The 20,279-nt window shown below is 63.6% G+C and carries 19 protein-coding genes; 12 read left to right on the top strand and 7 right to left on the bottom strand.

Features of this window, described 5'->3' with window-relative positions:
- Positions 1-120: 120 nt before the first annotated feature.
- From LB552_RS05925 to LB552_RS05910, 4 genes are all read left to right on the top strand, one after another.
- Positions 121-1,320 carry a pyridoxal phosphate-dependent aminotransferase gene (locus LB552_RS05925; RefSeq protein ID WP_224602736.1) on the top strand — a complete coding sequence of 400 codons (1,200 nt, stop codon included), beginning with the start codon at positions 121-123 and terminating at the stop codon, positions 1,318-1,320.
- Between the two features lie 73 nt (positions 1,321-1,393).
- On the top strand, positions 1,394-2,191 hold the full coding sequence (locus LB552_RS05920) for an ABC transporter substrate-binding protein (protein ID WP_224602727.1): 798 nt from the start codon (positions 1,394-1,396) through the stop codon (positions 2,189-2,191).
- Positions 2,192-2,407: 216 nt separating this feature from the next.
- Positions 2,408-3,082, top strand: a complete 675-nt coding sequence (locus LB552_RS05915; RefSeq protein WP_224602725.1) for an amino acid ABC transporter permease — start codon at positions 2,408-2,410, stop codon at positions 3,080-3,082.
- A gap of 43 nt (positions 3,083-3,125) precedes the next feature.
- Complete coding sequence (locus tag LB552_RS05910; RefSeq protein WP_224602722.1) at positions 3,126-4,415, top strand: cysteine desulfurase-like protein; 1,290 nt, start codon at positions 3,126-3,128, stop codon at positions 4,413-4,415.
- Positions 4,416-4,649: 234 nt separating this feature from the next.
- Here LB552_RS05910 and LB552_RS05905 read toward each other — a convergent pair whose 3' ends face one another.
- Genes LB552_RS05905 through LB552_RS05885 form a run of 5 tightly spaced genes read right to left on the bottom strand, consistent with a single transcriptional unit; the run spans position 4,650 to position 9,889 of the window.
- A complete protein-coding gene (locus LB552_RS05905) occupies positions 4,650-5,474 on the bottom strand; it encodes a dipeptide ABC transporter ATP-binding protein (protein WP_224602721.1) in 825 nt (274 codons plus the stop codon).
- On the bottom strand, positions 5,471-6,322 hold the full coding sequence (locus LB552_RS05900) for an ABC transporter ATP-binding protein (protein ID WP_224602719.1): 852 nt from the start codon (positions 6,320-6,322) through the stop codon (positions 5,471-5,473). Before LB552_RS05900 ends, LB552_RS05905 begins: the two co-directional genes overlap by 4 nt.
- Positions 6,322-7,230 (bottom strand): ABC transporter permease subunit, encoded by a 909-nt coding sequence (locus LB552_RS05895; protein WP_224602717.1) that lies wholly within the window; start codon positions 7,228-7,230, stop codon positions 6,322-6,324. The genes LB552_RS05900 and LB552_RS05895 overlap by 1 nt, the downstream gene beginning before the upstream one ends.
- A 1-nt stretch (position 7,231) precedes the next feature.
- On the bottom strand, positions 7,232-8,239 hold the full coding sequence (locus LB552_RS05890; RefSeq protein WP_224602715.1) for an ABC transporter permease subunit: 1,008 nt from the start codon (positions 8,237-8,239) through the stop codon (positions 7,232-7,234).
- 51 nt (positions 8,240-8,290) lie between these two features.
- Positions 8,291-9,889, bottom strand: coding sequence for an ABC transporter substrate-binding protein (locus LB552_RS05885; RefSeq protein WP_224602712.1), 1,599 nt, complete (start codon positions 9,887-9,889; stop codon positions 8,291-8,293).
- Between the two features lie 458 nt (positions 9,890-10,347).
- Here LB552_RS05885 and LB552_RS05880 point away from each other — a divergent pair, with 458 nt between their 5' ends.
- The 7 genes from LB552_RS05880 (at position 10,348) to LB552_RS05850 (ending at position 15,885) form a co-directional block, all read left to right on the top strand.
- Positions 10,348-12,306: a long-chain fatty acid--CoA ligase gene (locus LB552_RS05880; protein ID WP_224603396.1), complete on the top strand. Its 1,959-nt coding sequence runs from the start codon at positions 10,348-10,350 to the stop codon at positions 12,304-12,306.
- A gap of 71 nt (positions 12,307-12,377) precedes the next feature.
- Positions 12,378-13,004: a class I SAM-dependent methyltransferase gene (locus LB552_RS05875; protein WP_224603395.1), complete on the top strand. Its 627-nt coding sequence runs from the start codon at positions 12,378-12,380 to the stop codon at positions 13,002-13,004.
- A 162-nt stretch (positions 13,005-13,166) separates the two neighbouring features.
- On the top strand, positions 13,167-14,045 hold the full coding sequence (locus LB552_RS05870) for an alpha/beta fold hydrolase (protein WP_224602710.1): 879 nt from the start codon (positions 13,167-13,169) through the stop codon (positions 14,043-14,045).
- 40 nt (positions 14,046-14,085) lie between these two features.
- Positions 14,086-14,412 carry a hypothetical protein gene (locus LB552_RS05865; protein WP_224602708.1) on the top strand — a complete coding sequence of 109 codons (327 nt, stop codon included), beginning with the start codon at positions 14,086-14,088 and terminating at the stop codon, positions 14,410-14,412.
- A 10-nt stretch (positions 14,413-14,422) separates the two neighbouring features.
- Entirely contained in the window at positions 14,423-15,319 is an 897-nt protein-coding gene (locus LB552_RS05860; protein ID WP_224602706.1) for a DMT family transporter, read from the top strand.
- A 12-nt stretch (positions 15,320-15,331) separates the two neighbouring features.
- Complete coding sequence (locus LB552_RS05855; RefSeq protein ID WP_224602704.1) at positions 15,332-15,679, top strand: ABATE domain-containing protein; 348 nt, start codon at positions 15,332-15,334, stop codon at positions 15,677-15,679.
- Positions 15,661-15,885: a CGNR zinc finger domain-containing protein gene (locus LB552_RS05850; RefSeq protein WP_224602694.1), complete on the top strand. Its 225-nt coding sequence runs from the start codon at positions 15,661-15,663 to the stop codon at positions 15,883-15,885. Before LB552_RS05855 ends, LB552_RS05850 begins: the two co-directional genes overlap by 19 nt.
- A 24-nt stretch (positions 15,886-15,909) precedes the next feature.
- Here LB552_RS05850 and LB552_RS05845 read toward each other — a convergent pair whose 3' ends face one another.
- Together LB552_RS05845 and pgi are read right to left on the bottom strand one after the other, a co-directional pair.
- On the bottom strand, positions 15,910-16,635 hold the full coding sequence (locus tag LB552_RS05845) for an HAD family hydrolase (RefSeq protein WP_140724452.1): 726 nt from the start codon (positions 16,633-16,635) through the stop codon (positions 15,910-15,912).
- A 6-nt stretch (positions 16,636-16,641) separates the two neighbouring features.
- Positions 16,642-18,285 (bottom strand): glucose-6-phosphate isomerase, encoded by a 1,644-nt coding sequence (gene pgi / locus LB552_RS05840; protein WP_318012016.1) that lies wholly within the window; start codon positions 18,283-18,285, stop codon positions 16,642-16,644.
- Between the two features lie 432 nt (positions 18,286-18,717).
- On the opposite strand from pgi, the gene LB552_RS05835 reads away from it, so the two are divergent.
- Positions 18,718-20,211 carry a PLP-dependent aminotransferase family protein gene (locus LB552_RS05835; protein WP_095766049.1) on the top strand — a complete coding sequence of 498 codons (1,494 nt, stop codon included), beginning with the start codon at positions 18,718-18,720 and terminating at the stop codon, positions 20,209-20,211.
- Positions 20,212-20,279 lie beyond the last annotated feature (68 nt).

Here is a 20,279-nt window from a genome sequence, read left to right as displayed (position 1 = left end):
TAAGCTTAAAACTTTCGCCTTGAAAAGCGCCGTACTTTGGATAGCATCAAGATCGCGACTGTCCGGCTGGAGGGGCTTTTCCGGTCCATCGCAGTGTTCCGGGTGAGAGGGGTTCGGTCCTTGTCGTTCATACTGCCCCATTCATCGTCCAGCGCGCGCTATGCCTTCGATGGCGTGCGTGCCCAGATTCGCGATCTGCACACCGAAAACATCGCCAACCTCGCGGTTCGCGCGCGGGAACTCGGCGATGTCATCGCGCTCTGGTACGGCGAAGGCGATATGGTGACGCCAGCCTTCATCCGCGACGCGGCGAAGGCCGCCTTCGACGAAGGCCTGACCTTCTACGTTCCCAACATGCGCGGGCACGGCCCGCTGAACGAGGCGCTTTCAGAGTACCAGACGCGCATCCACGGCCGCTCGATCCCGATCGCGCGGACCACGGTGACGCCGGGCGGCATGCAGGCGCTCTATCTGGCGCTGGAACTGCTGGTCGATACCGGCACCAACGTCGTCTATGTCGCGCCGCAATGGCCCAACATCCACAACGCCATCCATCTGATCGGCGGCGAGCCGCGCCCGTTCTCGCTCGACTTCAAGGGCGACTGGCAACTCGATCTCGACCGATTGTTTGCAAGCTGCGATGCGCGCACCCGCGCGATCTTCCTGTCGACGCCGTCCAATCCGACCGGCTGGACCGCGACGCGCGAGGAGATGCAGGCGCTGCTCGACTTCAGCAGGCGCACCGGCATCTGGATCATCTCCGACGAGGTCTACGGCCGACTCTATCTCGAGGGCGACGTCGCTCCTTCCATCCTGCAGATCGCCGAGGACGGCGACAGGGTGCTGTCGGTCAACAGTTTTTCGAAGGCTTGGGCGATGACCGGTTGGCGCATCGGCTGGCTGACGCATCCGTCAGGCGTTGCCGACCAGCTCGGCGCGATGACGCAATATGTCAACAGCGGCACCGCCGCGCCGATCCAGGCGGGCGCCGTCGCCGCCATCCGCCAGGGCGAGCCGCTGGTCGAGGAAATCAGGCAGCGGATCAGGATAGGCCTCGACCTCGCCTATGACCGGCTGGTGCAAATCCCAGGCACCATCCTGCCGACCAAGCCGCGCGGCGGCATGTATGCGTTCTTCGCCCTGGAGGGCGAGAACGACGCGCGGCGCGCCTGCGCCCGCATTCTGGAGACGGCGCGGGTCGGGCTTGCGCCCGGTCACCTGTTCGGAACTTCGACGGCGGCGTTCCTGCGCATGTGCGTGTGCCACGACACCAGCCAGATAGAAACGGCGCTTCAACGCATGACCGCCGCAATGAATTGACGCCCTGCCGGAAGCGGGGCGGCAAAAAGCCGTGCGGGGAAAACCCGCCCGTTCAACAACAGAGGGAACAGAAATGAGCTTTACTCGTCGCAACCTGCTTCTCATGGCCGCCGCTATCGGCATCGCCACCGGCCCCGCCACCGCTTACGCCGCGGATGCGCTCAATGTCGGCGCTTACCCGACCAATCCGCCTTTCGAATACAAGAACGAGAGCGGCACCTTCGAGGGTTTCGAGGTCGACATCGTCAACGAGGCGGCCAAGCGCATCGGCATGACCACCGACATCGCCGATCTCGGGTTCCAGGCGCTGTTTGCCGCCACCACCTCCAAGCGCATTGACGTCGCCATCTCCTCGATCACCATCACGCAGGAGCGGCTGAAGTCGCAGTCCTTCACGCAGCCCTATTATGACTCCGACATGGGCATCGCCACCAAGGCCGACAGCCCGATCAGCACCGAGGCGGACCTCAAGGGCAAGGTCGTCGGCGTGCTTTCCGGTTCCACCGGCGAAACCTGGGTCAAGGACCATCAGCAGGCCGACGGCTTCAGCGACGTGAAGGGCTATGACACGCAGCAGAACCTGTTGCTCGACCTCAGCGCCGGCCGCGTCGATGCCGCCGTCAGCGATATCCCCGGCATGCAATACTCCTTCAAGAAGATGAAGGACCTCGTCGTCAAGCAGCGCATCAAGACCGGCGAGCAATACGGCCTGATGATGACCAAGGACCACCCGCTGCTCGGCAAGCTGAACGACGCGCTGACGGCGATGAAGAAGGACGGGACGCTGGCCGCGATCCACAAGAAGTGGTTCGACAGCGATGCTCCGGCGGACTCCTCCACGGTCAAGGAAATGCCGCTGCCCAAGGCCTGAGCGGCGACGAACACAACAGGACGTGCCGGCGCGAGAGGCCGGCACGTCCGTTTTTTCACCCACGAGCCCTGCCATCGCCGAAGCCGGTGCGGCAAAATCGGTGTCGGTGCCTGGCTCTGGCGTCTGTCTCCTTGATTTGATGCAATTGCGGATGAAAAGCCGTTTCGCACTTTTCGTGGAATTGCTCTGGACGCAAAACGGTTCGGGAACGCTCCCATGTCGCTGATCGACACCTTCTTCAATCCCGGCGTTATTGCAGCCAGCCTGCCGGCGCTGCTGCGCGGCTTTCTCAACACGCTCCTGCTTGGGGTGATGAGCATCGTCATCGGTATCGCGGCGGGGCTGGCGATCAGCCTCGTGCGGCTCTATGCGCCGAAGCCGCTGCGGCTGCTCGCAGTCGGCTACACCGACATCTTTCGCGCTTTGCCGGTGCTGGTGGTTTTGATCCTGATCTACTACGCGCTGCCCTTCCTCGGCATACGCCTGTCGTCCTGGGCGTCCGCCGTGACGGCTTTCGCCATCATCATGTCGGCTTACTCGGCCGAGGTATTTCGCTCCGGCATCGAAAGCATTCCACGCGGCCAGTTCGAGGCGGCGCAGGCGCTTGGCCTGTCGTTCATGCTGACCCTGCGCAAGGTCGTGCTGCCGCAGGCGATCCGCGTGGTCATCCCGCCGATGACCAGCAACTGCGTCTCGATGTTCAAGGACACCTCGCTCGCCTCGACCGTGGCGCTGCCGGAGCTGCTCAAGGAAGCGACCAATGCGCAGTCGCTCTACGCCAATCCCTCGCCGCTGATCGGCGCGGCGCTTGTCTACCTCATCTTCCTCTGGCCGATGGTGCGCCTCGTCAGCCTGCTCGAGCGCCGCTTCCAGACCGAGAAGACGCGCTGAACCCCGTCCACCGATCGTCCAAGTCCCCCGCAGGAGCCTGCCCGTGAACAAGCACCAGTCCGACAATACCAACGCCGCCGCGTTCCCGGTCGAGAAGATCCGCGCCATGTTTCCGGCGCTTCAACAGGCGGGCGACTTCATCTTCCTCGACAATGCCGCCGGCGCGCAGATCCCGCAAAGCGTGCTCGACGCCGTGACCAACCACCTGGTGTCGCACAATGTGCAACGCGGCGGCCGCTATGGCCGCAGCGTCACCGTCGATCAGTCGGTCGCCGACGCGCGGACAAGCGTGGCACTGCTGATCAATGCCTACAGTCCGTCCGAAATCTGCTTCGGCATGAACGCCACCTCGTTCATCCGCCTGGTCAGCCTCGGCATCGGCCAGATGCTTTCCAACGACACGGTTGGGGGACGCGACGAGATCGTCATCACCGACATGGACCACGATGCCAACATCGCCACCTGGCTGGCGCTGGAATCCGCCGGCGCCAAGTTCAAATGGTGGCGCATGCGCGAGGACGGCAATTTGCATGTCGACGACCTCAAGCCGCTGGTGTCGGAGCGCACGCGCCTCGTCGCCTGCACGGTGACGGCGCATTCGATCGGCTCGATCGTCGACGTCGCCTCGGTGGCCACGATCGCGCATGCGGCCGGCGCCGAAGTGTTGCTGGATTGCGTGCATTACGGCCCGCATGGGCTGATCGACGTGCAAGCCTGGCAGTGCGACTATCTCGTCTGCTCCGGCTACAAGAATTTCTCGCCGCATATGGGTTTCCTATGGGGTCGCTTCGACACGCTGAAGCGGCTGCCGACCTTCCGCGAGGACTTCATTCCCGACGAGCCGCCCTACAAGGTCGAGGCCGGCACCTTCATCTATGAGAACGTCTCCGGCATGGACGCGGCGGTGCGCTATCTGGAATCGATCGGCCGCAACTTCCTTCCCGAAAACAACCGCTCGCGCCGCGACAACATCGTCGCCGGCATGAACGCCATCCGCGATTACGAGCTGATGCTGGCGCGCGCAATGCTGAAGGTGCTGAAGGATTGCAATGCCACGATCTACGGCGTCGCTGACGAGGCGCGCATCACCGAGCGCGTGCCGACCTTCTGCTTCAACATCGGCAAGCTGTCGCCGCAGCGGATCGTCGAGGAGATGGCCGCCATGCAGATCGGCATACGCGACGGCCACATGTATGCGCCGCGGCTGATGAAGCGGCTGAATCTGTCGATGGACAGCGGCGCCATTCGTGCCTCGCTGGTGCATTACAACACGGTGGAAGAGGTGCACCGCTTTGGGGAAGCGCTGCGGGCGACTATTGCGAAGTTGGCGTGAAATAACCGAGCCTTCTTAGGTGAATTGGGGCGCAGCAAGTTCCGCTTCGTCATCCACGGGCGGAGCAAGGAGCGAAGCGACGCGGCGCAGACCCGAGGATCCATTCCGTGACTTCAACGCGTTGCAGCGGTGCAGAATTCTGCTCCGCTGTGCCTGCCCTGTAGGGGACGGAATGGATCCTCGGGTCTGCGCGACGCTTCGCGTCGCTCCGCCCATGGATGACGAATTCCGGACTTAAGCAGCCTTCTTCGCCAGCCGGGCCTTGATGCTGGCGATGTCGGCGCGCGGCGTCGCGGCGAAGAGCGTCTTGGTGTAGGCGTGCTTGGGGTCGGAGAAGACCTCGTCGCGCGGGCCGTATTCGACGGCTTCGCCGAAATACATGACCATCACGTCGTCGGCGATATAGCGGACCACCGAGAGGTCGTGGCTGATGAAGACATAGGTCAGCTGGAACTCGTCCTGCAGGTCGGCAAGCAGGTTCAGCACCTGCGCCTGCACGGAGAGGTCGAGCGCCGAGACCGGCTCGTCGAGCACCAGCAGGCTCGGGTTCAGCATGAGCGCCCGGGCAATGGCGATGCGCTGGCGCTGGCCGCCCGAGAACATATGCGGGTAGCGGTTGTAGTGCTCGGGTCCGAGACCGACCTTCTTCAGCATCTTCATCGACAGGTCGCGCCGCTCTTCGGCAGGCTTGTCGGTGTTGATGAGCAACGGCTCGCCCAGCACGTCGCCGATCTTCTGGCGCGGATTGAGCGAGCCATAAGGATTCTGGAACACGATCTGCACCTTGCGGCGCATTTCCTTGGTGAGCCCGTCCCTGGCGATGTCGACCTTGTTGCCGTCGATGAAGAGCTCGCCGGAAGTGGCCGGATCGATCAGCGTGATGATGCGGGCGAGCGTGGACTTGCCGCAGCCGCTCTCGCCGACGACGGCAAGCGTCTTGCCCTTCTCGACGCTGAAGGACACGCCCTTCACCGCATGGACGGTGCGCGCGCCGCGGAACAGGCCGCCGCCGACATGGTAGTCGCGCTTGATGTCCTTGCCTTCGACGACCTTGGTCATGCGCCGGCTCCTGAAGGCGCGGGCTCGAACAGCATGTCGGAGACGGTCGGCAGCCGGTCGCCGACGGCGTTCTCCGGCAGCGCCGAGAGCAGCGCGCGCGTATAGTTGCTCTTCGGCGATTCAAAGAGCGACAGCACGTCGGCCTCTTCCATCTTCCGGCCCTTGTACTGGACGATGACGCGGTCGGCGGTTTCGGCAACCACGCCCATATTGTGGGTGATCATGATCAGGCCCATGCCGTATTTGGCCTGCAGCGAGACCAGCAGGTCGAGGATCTGCTTCTGGATGGTGACGTCGAGCGCAGTGGTCGGCTCGTCGGCGATCAACAGCTTCGGATTGCAGGCGATCGCCATGGCAATCATGACGCGCTGGCACTGGCCGCCCGACATCTGGTGCGGGAAGGAATTCAGCCGCTCCTCCGGTTCCGGAATGCCGACCTGCTTGAAAAGCTCAATGGCGCGCGCCCGCCGCTGGGTCTTGTCCATGCCCATATGGAAGCGCAGCACTTCCTCGATCTGGAAGCCGACGGTGAAGCAGGGATTGAGGCTGGCGACCGGCTCCTGGAAGATCATGGCAATGTCCTTGCCGATGATCTTGCGGCGGTCGGCCGGGTCGATCTTCAACAGATCGCGGCCGTTGAAGGCCATGCGGTCGGCGGTGACGGTCGCCGTCCACGGAAGCAGGCCCATCACCGCCAGCATCGACACCGACTTGCCGGAGCCGGATTCGCCGACAATGGCGAGCACCTCGCGTTCGTCGACATGGAGCGAGACGCCGTCGACGGCGCGGAACGGACCGGACGCGGTCTGGAATTCGACGACGAGGTTCTGGATGTCGAGCAGCGCCATCACGACCTCCTGAGCTTGGGATCGAGGGCATCGCGCAGGCCGTCGCCGACAAGGTTGATGGCAAGCACGGTGATGAGGATGGCGAGACCCGGGAAGGTCACCACCCACCAGGCGCGCAGGATGAATTCGCGCGCCGTGGCAAGCATCGTGCCCCACTCCGGCGTCGGCGGCTGGGCGCCGAGGCCAAGGAAGCCGAGCGCGGCGGCTTCCAGGATAGCATTGGAGAAGGACAGCGTGCCCTGGACGATCAAAGGCGCAAGGCAGTTGGGCAGGATGGTGGCGAGCATCAGCCGCAGATGGCCGGCGCCGGCGACCTTCGCCGCCACGACATATTCGCGGCTCTTCTCGGCCATCACGGCGGCACGCACCAGGCGGGCGAAATGCGGCTGCAGGACCAATGCGATCGCTAGCATGGCGTTGAACAGGCCCGGGCCGAGAATGGTGACAAGCACCAGCGCCAGGAGCAGCGACGGAAAGGCCAGGATCAGGTCCATGACGCGCATGATCGCAACGTCGACCCAGCCGCGGAAATAGCCGGCCAGCAGGCCGAGCGTGATGCCGCCGGTGAGCGCCAGCGTGACCACCACGGCGCCGATCAGCAGCGAGAAGCGCGCGCCGTAGAGAAGGCGCGAGAGGATGTCGCGGCCGACCGGGTCGGTGCCGAGCAGATATTGCGTCGAGCCGCCGGCCTGCCAGGCGGGGGGCCGCAGAAACGCGGTCTTGTCCTGGACGTCGGGCGCATAAGGCGTGAGCAGCGGCGCGAACAGCGCGGCGAGCACCAAAAGGAGGAAGACGAACAGGCCGATGACGGCGCCGCGGTTGACGGAGAAATAGTGCCAGAAGGTCTTGAGGCCTGTGAGCCGATCCGGGCTGCCGGCGGCCATCGGGGCGATTTCGGTCTGGGTCATTTTATGCCGCCCTGATGCGTGGGTTGATGACGGCATAGAGCACATCGACGATGAGGTTCACCGCCATGACGATGAGCGCGATCAAAAGCAGACCCGACTGCACGACGACATAGTCGCGCTTGAAGATGGAATCGACCATCCACTTGCCGATGCCTGGCCAGGCGAAGATGGTCTCGGTGAGGATGGCGCCCGCAAGCAGCGTGCCGACCTGCAGGCCGATGGTGGTGACGACCGGGATAAGCGCGTTGCGAAGCGCATGCACGCCGATGACGCGCGCTGCCGAAAGGCCCTTGGCGCGCGCGGTGCGGACATAGTCCTCGCCCAGCACCTCGAGCATGGCCGAGCGCGTCTGGCGCGCGATCACTGCCAGCGGAATGGTGCCGAGCACGATCGCCGGCAGGACGAGATGGCTAAGCGCGGAGCGGAATGCATCCCACTTGCCATAGAGGAGGCTGTCGACGGTCATGAAGCCGGTGATCGGCTTGAAAAAGAACTGCAGGCCGATGCGGCCCGAGACCGGCGTCCAGCCGAGATAGCCCGAGAAGAAGATGATGAGCAGCAGGCCCCACCAGAAGATCGGCATGGAGTAACCGACAAGGGCCGTGCCCATCAGCGACTGGTCGAACCATGAGCCGCGCTTGACGGCGGCAAAAATGCCGGCGGGAATGCCGATCACCATGGCGAAGACCATGGCGAAGAAGGACAGTTCCAGCGTCGCCGGGAAGAGCGTCTTGAACTCCTCGATGACCGGGCGCTTGGACGAGATGGAAACGCCGAAATCGCCGGTGGCGACCTCACCGACATAGCGCGCATACTGCTCCCAGATCGGCAGATTGTAGCCGAACTGTTGCTTCAGCTCTTCGTAGCGGGCGGGGGCGACGCCATGCTCGCCGGCCATGGCGAGGATCGGATCGCCCGGCAGCAGCCGGACAAAGGCGAAGGCACAGATGGTGATGCCGACCAGGGTCGGAATCAGGAGGGCGATTTTGTTGAGAAGATATCGGAGCATCATCAAATGGAACGGGGCGGCGCTGGAAGTTGCGCCGCCCCGTTCGCAATATTACTCGGACTTGTCAACGCCGTCGAAACGGTGAATGCCGAGCGGGTCCATCTTGAAGCCGGTGACATTATTGCGAACGACCGCGTAAACCTGGCTATGAGCCAGCAGGAAAGCGGGCGCTTGCTTGGCGAAGATCACCTGCGCCTGCTCATAGAGCTTGGTGCGCTCGGCCTGGTCGCTGGTCTTCTTGGCTTTCTGGATCAGGTCCTCGAAATCCTTGTCGCACCAGCTGGAGTAGTTCGAGACGCCGATGGCCGAGCAGGCGAAGAGAGTGGCGAAGAAATTGTCCGGATCGCCATTGTCGCCGGTCCAGCCGATCTGGAAGGCGCCGGGACGGTCCTTCTTCTTGCCTTCCTCGCGATACTTCGTCCACTCGTAGTTGACGATGTTCGCCTTGACGCCGACTTTGGCCCAGTCGGCCTGGATCAGCTCAGCCGCGCGCTGGAAGTTCGGATTGTAAGGACGAACGCGGTCGGCAGCCCAGAGCTGGATTTCCTTCAGGCCGGCATCGGCGAGAACCTTCTTGGCCGCTTCCGGATTGTAGGTGTCGGTCTTCACGTCCTTGTTCCACGACCACATGGTCGGCGGGATGAGGTTCTCGGCGGGCGTCGCGCCGGCATCCTGGAACAGCGACTTTATCAGGGCCTCCCGGTCGATCGCCTGATTGAGCGCATGGCGCACTTCCGGCTTGTCGAGCGGCGGGATGGTGGTGTTGTAGCTCATATAGCCGATGTTCAGGCCGGCCTGATCCATCAGCGTCACGTCCTTGTTGGTCTTGATGGTGGCGATGTCGGCCGGGTTCGGATAGGGCGCTACGTCGCATTCGCCGGCCATCACCTTCTGGATGCGGGCGGTCGCGTCAGGCGTGATGGCGAAGACGAGATCGTCGATCTTTTCCTTGCCCTTGAAGTAGTCGGGATTGGCAGCATAGCGGATGACCGAATCCAGCTGGTAGTCGACGAACTGGAACGGGCCGGTGCCGACCGGCTTGGTCGAGAAGTCGGCCATCTTGCCGTCCTTCTGGAGCTGGTCGGCATATTCCTTCGACACGATCGAGGCGAAATCCATGCCGAGATTGGCCAGCATCGGCGCGTTCGGCTCGGTCAGCGTCAGTTTGACGGTGAGGTCGTCGACCTTCTCCCACTTGGCGACATATTTCGGCATGTCCATGCCGGTGTAATAGTCCCAGGTGAGGTTCGGCAGATACTTGTCGCCGTTCCACGGATTCTGCTTGTTGAACTGGCGATCGAAGGAGAAGACGACGTCATCGGCGTTGAGGTCGCGCGTCGGCTTGAAATAGTCGGTGGTCTGGAACTTCACGCCCGGATGCAGATGGAAAGTATAGACCAGGCCATCGTCGGAGATTTCCCACTTGTCGGCCAGACCAGGCTCGATCTCGGTGCCACCATGCTTGAATTCGACCAGGCGGGAATAGACGGTGCGCGAAGACGCATCGAAGTCGTTGCCGCCGGTCGTCGTACCCGGATCGAAATTGGCCGGCGACGCTTCCGAGCAATAAACGAGCGTCTTAGCACTGGCCATGCCGCTGAGGACGCTTGCAGCCAGCAACGCGGCTGCAAAAGTCATTGTCTTTTTCATTGACCACTCCCTGATGTTCTCTCAAGCCCCTCTATCAGGCTCGCGAAGGGCGCATATAAGCACCGTTTCTTCGCCTTTGGAACACCTCGTTTGCGTACCCCATGGGAAGCAGGAAAAGAATCTAGCTTTTGCTCAAACCGCAGAAAAAATGAGTAGTTTTTTCTGCTCACGACATTATTAACGACGGCATTTTTTTATTGATCGCTCACCTATTAAAACCAGCCGACAGGGCCCGACTGCCGAAGATCTGCCCGCCGCCGGACGTGCTGCGGAAGGTGTCCGGATCATCGGATTTCGACGGCAAATCTTTCCCCGCCCTGCCGCTGGGGCAAGGCTTGCACCGTCGCCGATAGAGGCAATACATAGACTGCGGGCGGGATTTCCCGGAAATCCGCGACGGCGTGGAGGACGCTTCCCTGGAAGCGGACGCCGAGATCGAAGGCGACAGGGAGAGACAGGTGGCAAAAGCAGCCAAGACGACAGCCCCGGTGAATGCAAAGGCCAAGGGCGCCGCCGCAAGCGATGCGCCCAAGACCGCCAAGGCCGCAGCCACAGCGAAGGCGAAGACGACTGCAAAACCCGCAAAATCAGCCCCAAAGCCGGCCGCTGCCAAGCCCGCGGCGGCAAAAGCCGGAAAAGCGGCCGCGAAGTCGCCCGCCGCGAAGACGGCGCCAGCGACGGGCAACGCGAAGCCTGCCTCGAAGAGCCTGCCGAAGGCGATCACCGAGCTCACCGTCGGCTTGCCGGAAAAGCCGTGGCTGAAAAGCTATCCCAAGAACATGCCGGCCGAGATCGGCGCCCTGCCCTACAAGTCCATCGGCGAGTTCCTCGTCGGCGCCTGCAAGCAATTCGCCGGGCGGCCGGCTTTCGTATGCATGGGCAAGTCGATCACCTATGCCGAGGTCGAACGGCTGTCGTCCGCGTTCGGCGCCTATCTGCAGGCGAGAGGCCTGGAGAAGGGCGCGCGCGTGGCGCTGATGATGCCGAACGTGCTGCAATATCCGGTGGCGATGATGGGCATACTGCGCGCCGGCTATACGGTGGTGAACGTCAACCCGCTCTACACGCCGCGCGAGCTGGAACACCAGCTGAAGGATTCCGGCGCGCAGGCGATCGTCATCCTCGAGAACTTCGCCGCCACGCTGCAGGCGGTGATCGCCAGGACGCCGGTCAAGCATGTCATCGTCGCCGCCATGGGCGACATGCTGGGCGGCCTCAAGGGCGCCATCGTCAACCTCGTGGTGCGACGGGTTAAGAAGATGGTTCCGGCATGGTCGCTGCCCGGCCATGTCAAGTTCAACGCCGTGCTCAAGACCGGAGCGAGCATCGCCTTCAAGCCGCCCACGGTCTCTGGCGACGACATCGCCTTCCTGCAATATACGGGCGGCACCACCGGCGTCTCGAAGGGCGCTGTGCTGCTGCATCGCAACGTGCTTTCGAACGTCGCGCAGAATTCGCTGTGGGTAGAGGACGCCTATACGGTCAAGCCGAAGCCGGCGCATCTCAACTTCATCTGCGCGCTGCCGCTCTATCACATCTTCGCGCTGACGGTGAACGCGCTGATGGGCATGCAGCAGGGCGCGCAGAACGTGCTGATCCCCAACCCGCGCGACATCCGGGGCTTCGTCAAGGAACTGGCGAAATACCCGATGCACATCTTCCCCGGCCTCAACACGCTGTTCAACGCGCTGCTCAACAATGAGGAGTTCCGCAAGCTCGACTTCAAGCCGCTGATCCTGACGCTGGGCGGCGGCATGGCGGTGCAGAAGGGCGTGGCGGAGCGCTGGAAGGCGCTGACCGGCTGTCCGGTGAGCGAAGGCTATGGGCTCTCTGAAACCTCGCCGGTGGCGACCGCCAACAAGTTCAGCTCGGCCGATTTCACCGGCACGATCGGCCTGCCGCTGCCTTCGACCGAGATCGCCATTCGGGACGACGACGGCAACAACGTGCCGCTCGGCGAAGTGGGCGAGATCTGCATCCGCGGCCCGCAGGTTATGGCCGGCTACTGGAACCGGCCCGATGAGACCGCCAAGGCAATGACCAAGGACGGCTTCTTCAAATCCGGCGACATGGGCTTCATGGACGAGCGCGGCTACACCAAGATCGTCGACCGCAAGAAGGACATGATCCTGGTCTCCGGCTTCAACGTCTACCCGAACGAATTGGAAGAGGTGGTGGCGCATCACCCCGGCGTGCTCGAAGTGGCGGCCATCGGCGTGCCGGACGAGCATTCCGGCGAGGTGCCTAAATTGTTCGTGGTGAAGAAGGATCCGGCGCTCACCGTCGAGACGTTGATGGCCTATTGCCGCGAGAACCTGACCGGCTACAAGCGGCCGAGATTCATCGAATTCCGCACCGAGTTGCCGAAGACACCGGTCGGCAAGATCCTGCGGCGGGCGCTGCGGGACCAGGTTTGAGCGATTATTCCGCCGGCAAGGCATGGGAGCGAGGCAAGCGGCTCGATCCGGCGGATTTCATCAAGGCGAACATGCGGCTGGCGCCGGTGCCGTCAGTGCCGGAGGTCCGACTCTACCAGGCGCATCCCGGCAGCGGACTGCGGCGGCTGCTCGAACCGGAAGACGAGAGCGACGGAAGCCGGCCTGACCCACAGCCGCCCTACTGGGCCTATGCCTGGGCCGGCGGCACCGTGCTGGCACGCTATATCCTCGACCGTCCGTCGATCGTAGCCGGCAAACGCGTGCTCGACCTCGGCGCCGGCTCGGGGCTGGTCGGCATCGCTGCGGCAAAAGCCGGCGCGAGCGCAGTGATCGCAGCGGAGATCGACCGCAACGGCATCGTGGCGCTCCGCCTCAATGCGCAAGCCAACGGCGTCGCCATCCAGACACGCGACGAGGACCTCACCGACGGCCCCCCGCCGGTGGTCGACCTGGTTCTCGCCGGCGACGTCTTTTACGCGCAGGATGTCGGGCAACGGATGATCCCGTTCCTCGACCGCTGCCTAGCCGCCGGCATCGATGTGCTGGTCGGCGATCCCGGCCGCGCCTGGCTGCCCAGACCACGGCTTTGCCTGCTCGGCGAATATCACGTGCCGGATGTCGGCGGAAACGGCGGCAGCGAACCCAGGCCCAGCGCGGTGTTCGCCTTTGTCCGATAAAAGGGTGGCTGAGGAGCCCAGCAATCGCCCCTCGCCTCACATCGGGCGCCACGGGTCATACAGCACTTTCTTATTCATCGTTCCGAGAGCAAAGCTCGGAACAGGGACCAGCTAAACCCGTTTTACCAGTTCTAACGGATAGAACGAAGAGACGGAGCAGTCATGGAAATCCACGACACAAATCACCGTCGATCAAAGATCGGCGGCCACACGATATTTCTGCGAGAAGCAGGACCGCCCGATGCTCCCGTCCTTCTTTTGCCGCATGGCTACCCCTGCTCGTCTTACCAGTTCAGACGCCTGATGCCGGGCTTGGCCGACCGCTGGCGGACAGTAGCTTTCGACTGGCCTGGATTCGGCTACAGCGACACACCGGACCCCGCCGAGTTCGACTATGATTTCAATGCCTATGCCGGCGTTCTCGCTGACGTTGCCGATGCGCTGCATTTGGAGCGTTATGCGCTCTGGCTCCACGATTACGGTTCTCAGATCGGCCTCCGTCACGCGATAGCGCATCCCGACAGGATCGCGGGCCTGGTCATCCAGAACGGTGACATCTACGAGGACGTGCTCGGGCCGAAATACGACACGATCAAAGCCTGGTGGGTGGACAAATCGGCAGAGAGGCACCGTCCACTCGAGGAGGCGGTCAGCGAGGAGGGATTCCGCAAGGAGTTCATCGGCGAGATATCTCAGGACGTCGCCAGCCGCGTTCCTCCCGATCTGTGGAAGCTGCATTGGCCGCTCATGAACACACCGATCCGGAAGGCGGTGTCGGTCCGGCTGATGGAAAAGCTCGAGCAGAACATCGAATGGTTCCCGCGATACCAATCCTATCTGCGCGAGCACCGTCCGCCGACGCTGATCGTCTGGGGACCGCAGGACGGCTACATGCCCGAGCAGTCAGCGCTCGCCTATCGGCGCGACCTCCCGGATGCAGAACTGCACATCCTCGACGAGGCCGGCCATTGGCTGTTGGAAACACATTTCGAGGAAGCCCTGCGGCTGGTGCGCGACTTCCTCTCGCGAACGCTGCCGTAAGCACGGCTCTCCGCCAAATCCAGAACCCAAGGAGACGAACATGGCGACGAAACCAACCATCGCACGCATCTGGCGCGGCCGCACCCGTCGCGACGTCGCGAACAGCTACGAAACCTATTTGAAGGCAGAAGGCATTCCTCCGCTTCAGCGGGTTGCGCTCGGCGTCCAGCTCTTTCGCGAGGACCGGGAAGAGGAGACCTGGTTCACGACCATCTCTTACTGGCCCGATATCGAGGCGATGACCGCTTTCACCAAGGGCGACCCGATCAAAGTCCACCATCTGGACCGCGACGCCGAATTTCTGATCGAACTGCCCGAGCGCATCGAGATCCACCGCATCCTCGTCGACGACCAGGATCTGCGCTGACGTTGCCGTCATGAGCAACCTCGCCCTGTTCGGCCTCATGGCACTGATCTGGGGGCTGACCTGGGCGGCAGTCAAGATCGGCCTGGATGCGGGCGTCCCCCCGATTCTTCTGGCGGGGCTGCGCTATCTGCTGACTGCGGGAATCCTGGCATTTTGGACACATGGAGCCCTATCGGCATTCGCGGAAGGCCGGTCGATGCGAGTCATCATATCGGCCCTGCTGACGAATGCCGGAACCTACGGACTGCTGTTCTGGGGCATGCAAACGGTCCCCTCCGGCCTATCCGGCTTGGTCAATCTCGCGCTGGTTCCGGTGCTTCTGTTTGGCTTGGCAGTCCTGCTCGGAGAAGAGCGGCCCACTTGGCGGCACGGCCTGGCGCTGGCGCTCGGCTGCACAGGTCTCCTTGGCCTCTTCTGGACGCGTCTTGTCGAACAGGAATCCGGAAACGGATTGGGCCTTGCCGCTATCGTGGCCGGCACGGCGTGCTACTGCGCGGGGAGCGTCATTGCGCGGCCGCTGATCGGCCCGATCAAGCCTCTGACACTCACCGCGATCCACGCCGTTCTCGGCGGCGCGGCGCTGATCGTCGTCTCATTCCTTCTGGGCGAGGTTTCGGCGACGCTGCCAGGAAGGATCGATGTCGCTCCGGCTGCGGCAAGCCTGTTGTTCCTCTCCCTCCTCGGAACCATCGTAGCCTACACGATCTATCTGTGCCTGCTTGAACAATGGGGCACCGCCCGCGCCGGGCTCTATGCCTTCATCTCGCCCATCGTTGCACTGGCCGTAGGCGTTTGGCTGTTCGGCGAAAAGGTCGGAGCGGCCGAGATCGGCGGCGCCGCACTGTTGTTGGTAGCCGCAGGATTGGCGTTGTTTGGGCGCGACCGCCCCAACGCAGCGAGGAAATGAAAGCCGTCGCCAATGTCACTTCCCCATCGTATCGCCGGCAACCTGGCCCTTGATCTCGCCAACACCATCAGTCGGCGCGGCACCGACCGGGAAATCGACCATCTCGCGACGGCGGCGGACATCCTGGCGTGGTCAAGGCAAACGGGCCTGATCGACGATGATTTCGCCCTTCCTTCGGCCGACCACGAAGCTTTGGTCAAAGACGTTCTCGCCCTTCGCCGCGCCGTAAGCGACACCGGCTCGGCAATCGCTCATGGCGACGAACCTCCCGCTGCCGCGCTCGATACCATCAGAAAATACGCGGCCGAAGCGCTCAGAACCGCCGCGCTCGCTGGATCGCCGTGTCGTTGCATTTCCTAGGCGCCAATCGCATCACCGGGGCAATCGCGTGGTCGGCTCTCGACCTGCTTCGCGGCGACGAACTATCGCGTCTCAAACAATGCCCGCCGCACGACTGCCGCTGGCTTTTCATAGATCGCACGAAGAACGGTTCGCGACGGTGGTGCGAGATGAACAGCTGCGGCAATCGGGCCAAGAAGCAGTCGCATCGGAAAATGGCTGACTGAGGCGTCTTCCTGGGCGGCGACTGGTTAGCCCGCCGGCACGTTCACCCGCGCAGTCAGAAAATCCGGCAGGTCGGCGACCGAGTCCAGAACGACGTCCGCCATCGGCGCCAGCGAGTCGCGCGTGCCGGTGCCGGAGAGCACGCCCACCGCCAGGCCGCAGCCGCCGGCGCGCGCCATCTCCAGGTCATGGCGGTTGTCGCCGACCATGGCGATCTCGCCCGGCTTCAACCCGGTCAGGTCGCAGAAAGCGACGACCGTGTCGGGCGCCGGCTTGGAGTTGGCAACAGCGTCATAGCCGAAGGCGGCATCGAAGAGCTGCGCGATGCCCAGCGTGGCCAGCGTCTTTTCGGCGCCGCTGGTCGAATCGTTGGTGGCGACGCCCATGCGATAGGATCGTTTGTGCAAGGCCCGCAACGAGTCGACGACGCCCGGCAGCGCGACCGCCATGGCCGAACCTTGCGCCGAAGTGATCTCGTTGAAGCGGGAAACGGCGTGCATCTGGTCCTCCTCGGACAGACGCGGGAACCAGAGCTCGACGACGTCCATGTTCGAGCCGGAGGCGAAGATCGAATCCGGCTTGAAGCGCTTCGTGACGAAGTCGAAGCCGGCGGCGGCGAGCAGTCGATCCGCCTTCCAGCGATCGCCCTCGGCGGCATCCATCGCCATGAAGTCGGCGACGCCGAGCCAGGTTGCGTTGAAGTCGACAAGCGTGCCGTCCTTGTCGAACAATATTCCCTTGATATCCGCCAATCCCGTTTACTCCGCGCCGCGCAATTGGTGGATATGTCCCACCAGCCCGGCAGTCGAGGCGTCGCGTTTTGCGGCAGTCTCCTTGCCTTCCACGACAGGCAGCAGGCCTGTCGCCAGTTCCTTGCCGAGCTCGACGCCCCATTGGTCGAAGGAATTGATGTTGAACAGCGTGCCTTCGACGAAGACGCGGTGCTCGTAAAGCGCGATGAGCCGGCCGAGCGTGCGCGGGTCGAGCTTTCTGTAGAGAATGGTCAGCGAGGGGCGATCGCCCGAGAAGACGCGGTGCGGCGCGATGCGGTCGACGTCGGCCGGCTTCATGCCCTTGGCCAGCATCTGGGCGCGCGCCTCTTCCAGCGTGCGCCCCTTCATGAGGGCCTCCGACTGCGCCAGGCAGTTGGCGAGCAAAAGATCATGCTGGTGTTTCAATTCGGGCTCGTGACCGACAGCGGCGGCGAGGAATTCGACCGGGATAAAGTCGGTGCCCTGATGCAGGAGCTGGAAGAAGGCATGCTGGCCGTTGGTGCCGGGCTCGCCCCAGACCAGCGGGCCGGTCGGCGTGGCGACCGCAGTGCCGTCCAGCGTGATGCTCTTGCCGTTCGATTCCATGTCGAGCTGCTGCAGATAGGCCGGCAGGCGCGACAGGCGCTGGTCGTAAGGGATGACGGCGCGGGCCGGATATTTGCAGACGACGCGATGCCACCAGCCGATCAGCCCCAGAAGCACCGGCAGGTTCTTCTGCATCGGCGCCGAGCGGAAATGCTCGTCCATCTCATGCGCGCCGTCGAGGAAAGCGCGGAAGTTGCGCGGACCGACGGAAATCATCACCGGCAGGCCGATGGCGCTCCAGACGGAATAGCGGCCGCCGACCCAGTCCCAGAAGCCGAAGACGCGGTCCTGTTCGATGCCGAACTTCGCCACCAGGTCGAGGGCGGTCGAGACGGCGGCGAAATGCTTGCCGACCGCTTCCTTGCCCAACGCCTTCTGAACCCAATCGCGCGCCGTCTGCGCATTCGTCATCGTCTCGACCGTGGTGAAGGTCTTGGAGGCGATGATGAACAAAGTCGTCTCGGCAGACAGACCCTTCAGCGTGTCGTGGATATGGGCGCCGTCGACATTGGAGACGTAATGCGCGCGCGGCCCGTCATGGTAGGGCGCGAGCGCCAGCGTCACCATCGCCGGGCCGAGATCGGAGCCGCCGATGCCGATATTGACGATGTCGGTGATCTTCTTGCCGGTGGCGCCGGCCGCCTTGCCGGAGCGGATGGCGTCGGCGAAGGCGCCCATGGCGTCGAGCACGGCGATCACATCGGCCTTGGTGTCCTGGCCGTCGACGATCACGCTCTTGCCGGTCAGGTTGCGCAGCGCGGTGTGCAGCACGGCGCGGTTCTCGGTGATGTTGATCTTCTTGCCTTGGAACATGGCGGCACGGCGTCCCGCGAGATCGGCCGCACCCGCGAGCTTTTCCAGCATCGTCATCGTATCTGCGTCGACGGCACATTTCGACCAGTCGAGCAAAAGATCGCCATCGGTCGCTGAGAATGTCTCGAAGCGCTTGGGATCGGCGGCGAAAGCCTCGCGCATTGAGCCCTTGGCCGCCGCGCGCTGATCGCGCAAGGCGGCAAGTTGCTTGTCGAAGGATGACTGGTCCACGGGGCAGGCTCCTGGCGGGTTTTTAGACCATTTTAACAGGCCGGATGTTTCCGGCGCGTGTCGGCGCGTCATTCTATCGAGCCGATTTCCATTTCGTTCAAGCGCGGCTTTGCCGCACCGCATTCACGCTTTGATGAGGGGCGGTGTTGGACGGTGAGGTGCGGGAACTCGCGGCGGGGCGCTGGGCGGAGGGCGACGATGCTGTCGCATCGCGCCTTGGAACAGTGCCGCGACGATGCTGCGCATCGCGGGGGCGACGATGCTGCGCATCGCGCCTGAACGCGCGGCGACGACGCTTCGCGTCGCGCTTGATAGATCACTGGCATAAATCCCAGCGATCAGAAAAATTGATTGGCGCAACCCCTTATGCCACCCATACACTCCACTGGTCCAGCCAAGTGAAAACAGCTGGCCGTCCGAGGAAGATTTCCCATGCCACAGCGCAATGACACGGCCATATGGTCCGGCCTGTTCCGGATTTCGGCTGAATCCGGCCAAACCCTCCAGGCGCAGATCCGCCAGGCGATCGTCGCGGCCATTCTCGACCGACAGATCGCCGCCTCGATGCCGTTGCCGTCGTGCCGAATTCTCGCGGAAAAACTCGGGGTTGCCCGCGGCACGGTGGTGCTCGCCTTCCAGCAGCTGGTCGACCAGGGCTTCCTGGTGGCGCGCGAGCGACGCGGCCATTTCGTTAACCCGGACGTGCTGGCCACCCCCGCCAAGCCGCACCAGAAGGCGCCCGACCAGCAGAACGAGATCGACTGGAAGGCGCGCCGGCAGATCGCCGCGAGCGACATGCCGCCGCCGGCCAAGCACGACAACTGGATCAAGTCCTCCTACCCGTTCGTCTACGGCCAGTTCGATCCGGCGCTGTTTCCGACCGCCGAATGGCGCGAGTGCAACCGCATGGCGCTGGCGGTGCTCGAGATCCGCAACTGGGCGTCCGACATGGTGGACCGCGACGATCCGCTGCTGATCGAACAGATCCAGGCCAGGCTTCTGCCGCGGCGCGGTATCTTCGCCAATCCGGACGAGATCATCGTGACGCTGGGCGCGCAGAACGCGCTTTACATGCTTGCGTCGCTGCTAATGACCAAGGGCTCGAAGGTGGCCATGGAAGACCCGGGCTATCCTGACGCCCGCTCGATCTTCCGGCTGGCCGGCGCCGATATCCAGCCGGTTCCGGTCGACCAGTCGGGCATCGTGACCTCGGCGATCCCCAGCGATTCCGGCTTCGTCTTCGTCACGCCCAGCCACCACTGCCCGACCATGGTGCCGTTGTCGGCGGAGCGGCGGCAGGATCTCCTGGCGCGCGCCAACCGCAACAACCAGATCATTATCGAGGACGGCTATGACAGCCAGCTGCTCGATGAGGCGCCGCAGCAGGCGCTGAAGAGCCTCGATCGTTCCGGCCGCGTGATCTATGTCGGCTCGATGTCGAAGACGCTGGCTCCGGGTCTCAGGCTTGGCTACATCGTGGCCTCGGCCGGGCTGATCGCCGAGCTTCGCGCGCTGCGCCGCTTCATGCTCAGGCACCCGCCGGCGAACAACCAGCGCGCCGTCGCGCTGTTCCTGTCGCTCGGCCATCACGAGGCGCTGGTGCGCAGGCTTTCCACCGCCTTCGACGAACGGCGCAAGCGCCTGGTCCATGCGATTTCCGCTTTCCTGCCAGAGTGGCGCTCGACCGACTCGGCGGGCGGCACATCGCTGTGGCTGGAAGGGCCGCGCGGTACCGATTCACGCGGCCTTGCGGAAGCGGCCGCTTCGCGCAGCGTCATCATCGAACCCGGCGACCGGTTCTTCGATCGCAGCGAAAAGCCCTCTCGTTTCATGCGCTTGGGCATCTCCTCGATCTCGCTGCAGCATATCGAGCCGGGCATCCGCGAACTTGCCACCGCCGCCGGGCGCAGGCCCGCGGCCGCCTGATCGCCGCAGACCTCCTGAAAAAAGCCGGCGCCGCGCCGGCTTTTTTTGTTTGGGCGCATGTTTGCCGC

Origin of the sequence: Mesorhizobium sp. CA7, from assembly GCF_020165015.1 — a bacterium.
Classification (GTDB): domain Bacteria; phylum Pseudomonadota; class Alphaproteobacteria; order Rhizobiales; family Rhizobiaceae; genus Mesorhizobium.
This window is presented reverse-complemented; position numbering and strand designations above follow the sequence as displayed.

What these genes read in the sequence shown, in the direction of transcription:
- LB552_RS05920 (WP_224602727.1), top strand. Translation starts at nt 1,394, where the DNA reads ATGAGCTTTACTCGTCGCAACCTGCTTCTCATGGCCGCCGCTATCGGC.
- LB552_RS05915 (WP_224602725.1), top strand. Translation starts at nt 2,408, where the DNA reads ATGTCGCTGATCGACACCTTCTTCAATCCCGGCGTTATTGCAGCCAGC.
- LB552_RS05905 (WP_224602721.1), bottom strand. Translation starts at nt 5,474, where the DNA reads ATGACCAAGGTCGTCGAAGGCAAGGACATCAAGCGCGACTACCATGTC.
- LB552_RS05900 (WP_224602719.1), bottom strand. Translation starts at nt 6,322, where the DNA reads ATGGCGCTGCTCGACATCCAGAACCTCGTCGTCGAATTCCAGACCGCG.
- LB552_RS05895 (WP_224602717.1), bottom strand. Translation starts at nt 7,230, where the DNA reads ATGACCCAGACCGAAATCGCCCCGATGGCCGCCGGCAGCCCGGATCGG.
- LB552_RS05890 (WP_224602715.1), bottom strand. Translation starts at nt 8,239, where the DNA reads ATGCTCCGATATCTTCTCAACAAAATCGCCCTCCTGATTCCGACCCTG.
- LB552_RS05885 (WP_224602712.1), bottom strand. Translation starts at nt 9,889, where the DNA reads ATGAAAAAGACAATGACTTTTGCAGCCGCGTTGCTGGCTGCAAGCGTC.
- LB552_RS05875 (WP_224603395.1), top strand. Translation starts at nt 12,378, where the DNA reads ATGCGGCTGGCGCCGGTGCCGTCAGTGCCGGAGGTCCGACTCTACCAG.
- LB552_RS05870 (WP_224602710.1), top strand. Translation starts at nt 13,167, where the DNA reads ATGGAAATCCACGACACAAATCACCGTCGATCAAAGATCGGCGGCCAC.
- LB552_RS05865 (WP_224602708.1), top strand. Translation starts at nt 14,086, where the DNA reads ATGGCGACGAAACCAACCATCGCACGCATCTGGCGCGGCCGCACCCGT.
- LB552_RS05860 (WP_224602706.1), top strand. Translation starts at nt 14,423, where the DNA reads ATGAGCAACCTCGCCCTGTTCGGCCTCATGGCACTGATCTGGGGGCTG.
- LB552_RS05855 (WP_224602704.1), top strand. Translation starts at nt 15,332, where the DNA reads ATGTCACTTCCCCATCGTATCGCCGGCAACCTGGCCCTTGATCTCGCC.
- LB552_RS05835 (WP_095766049.1), top strand. Translation starts at nt 18,718, where the DNA reads ATGCCACAGCGCAATGACACGGCCATATGGTCCGGCCTGTTCCGGATT.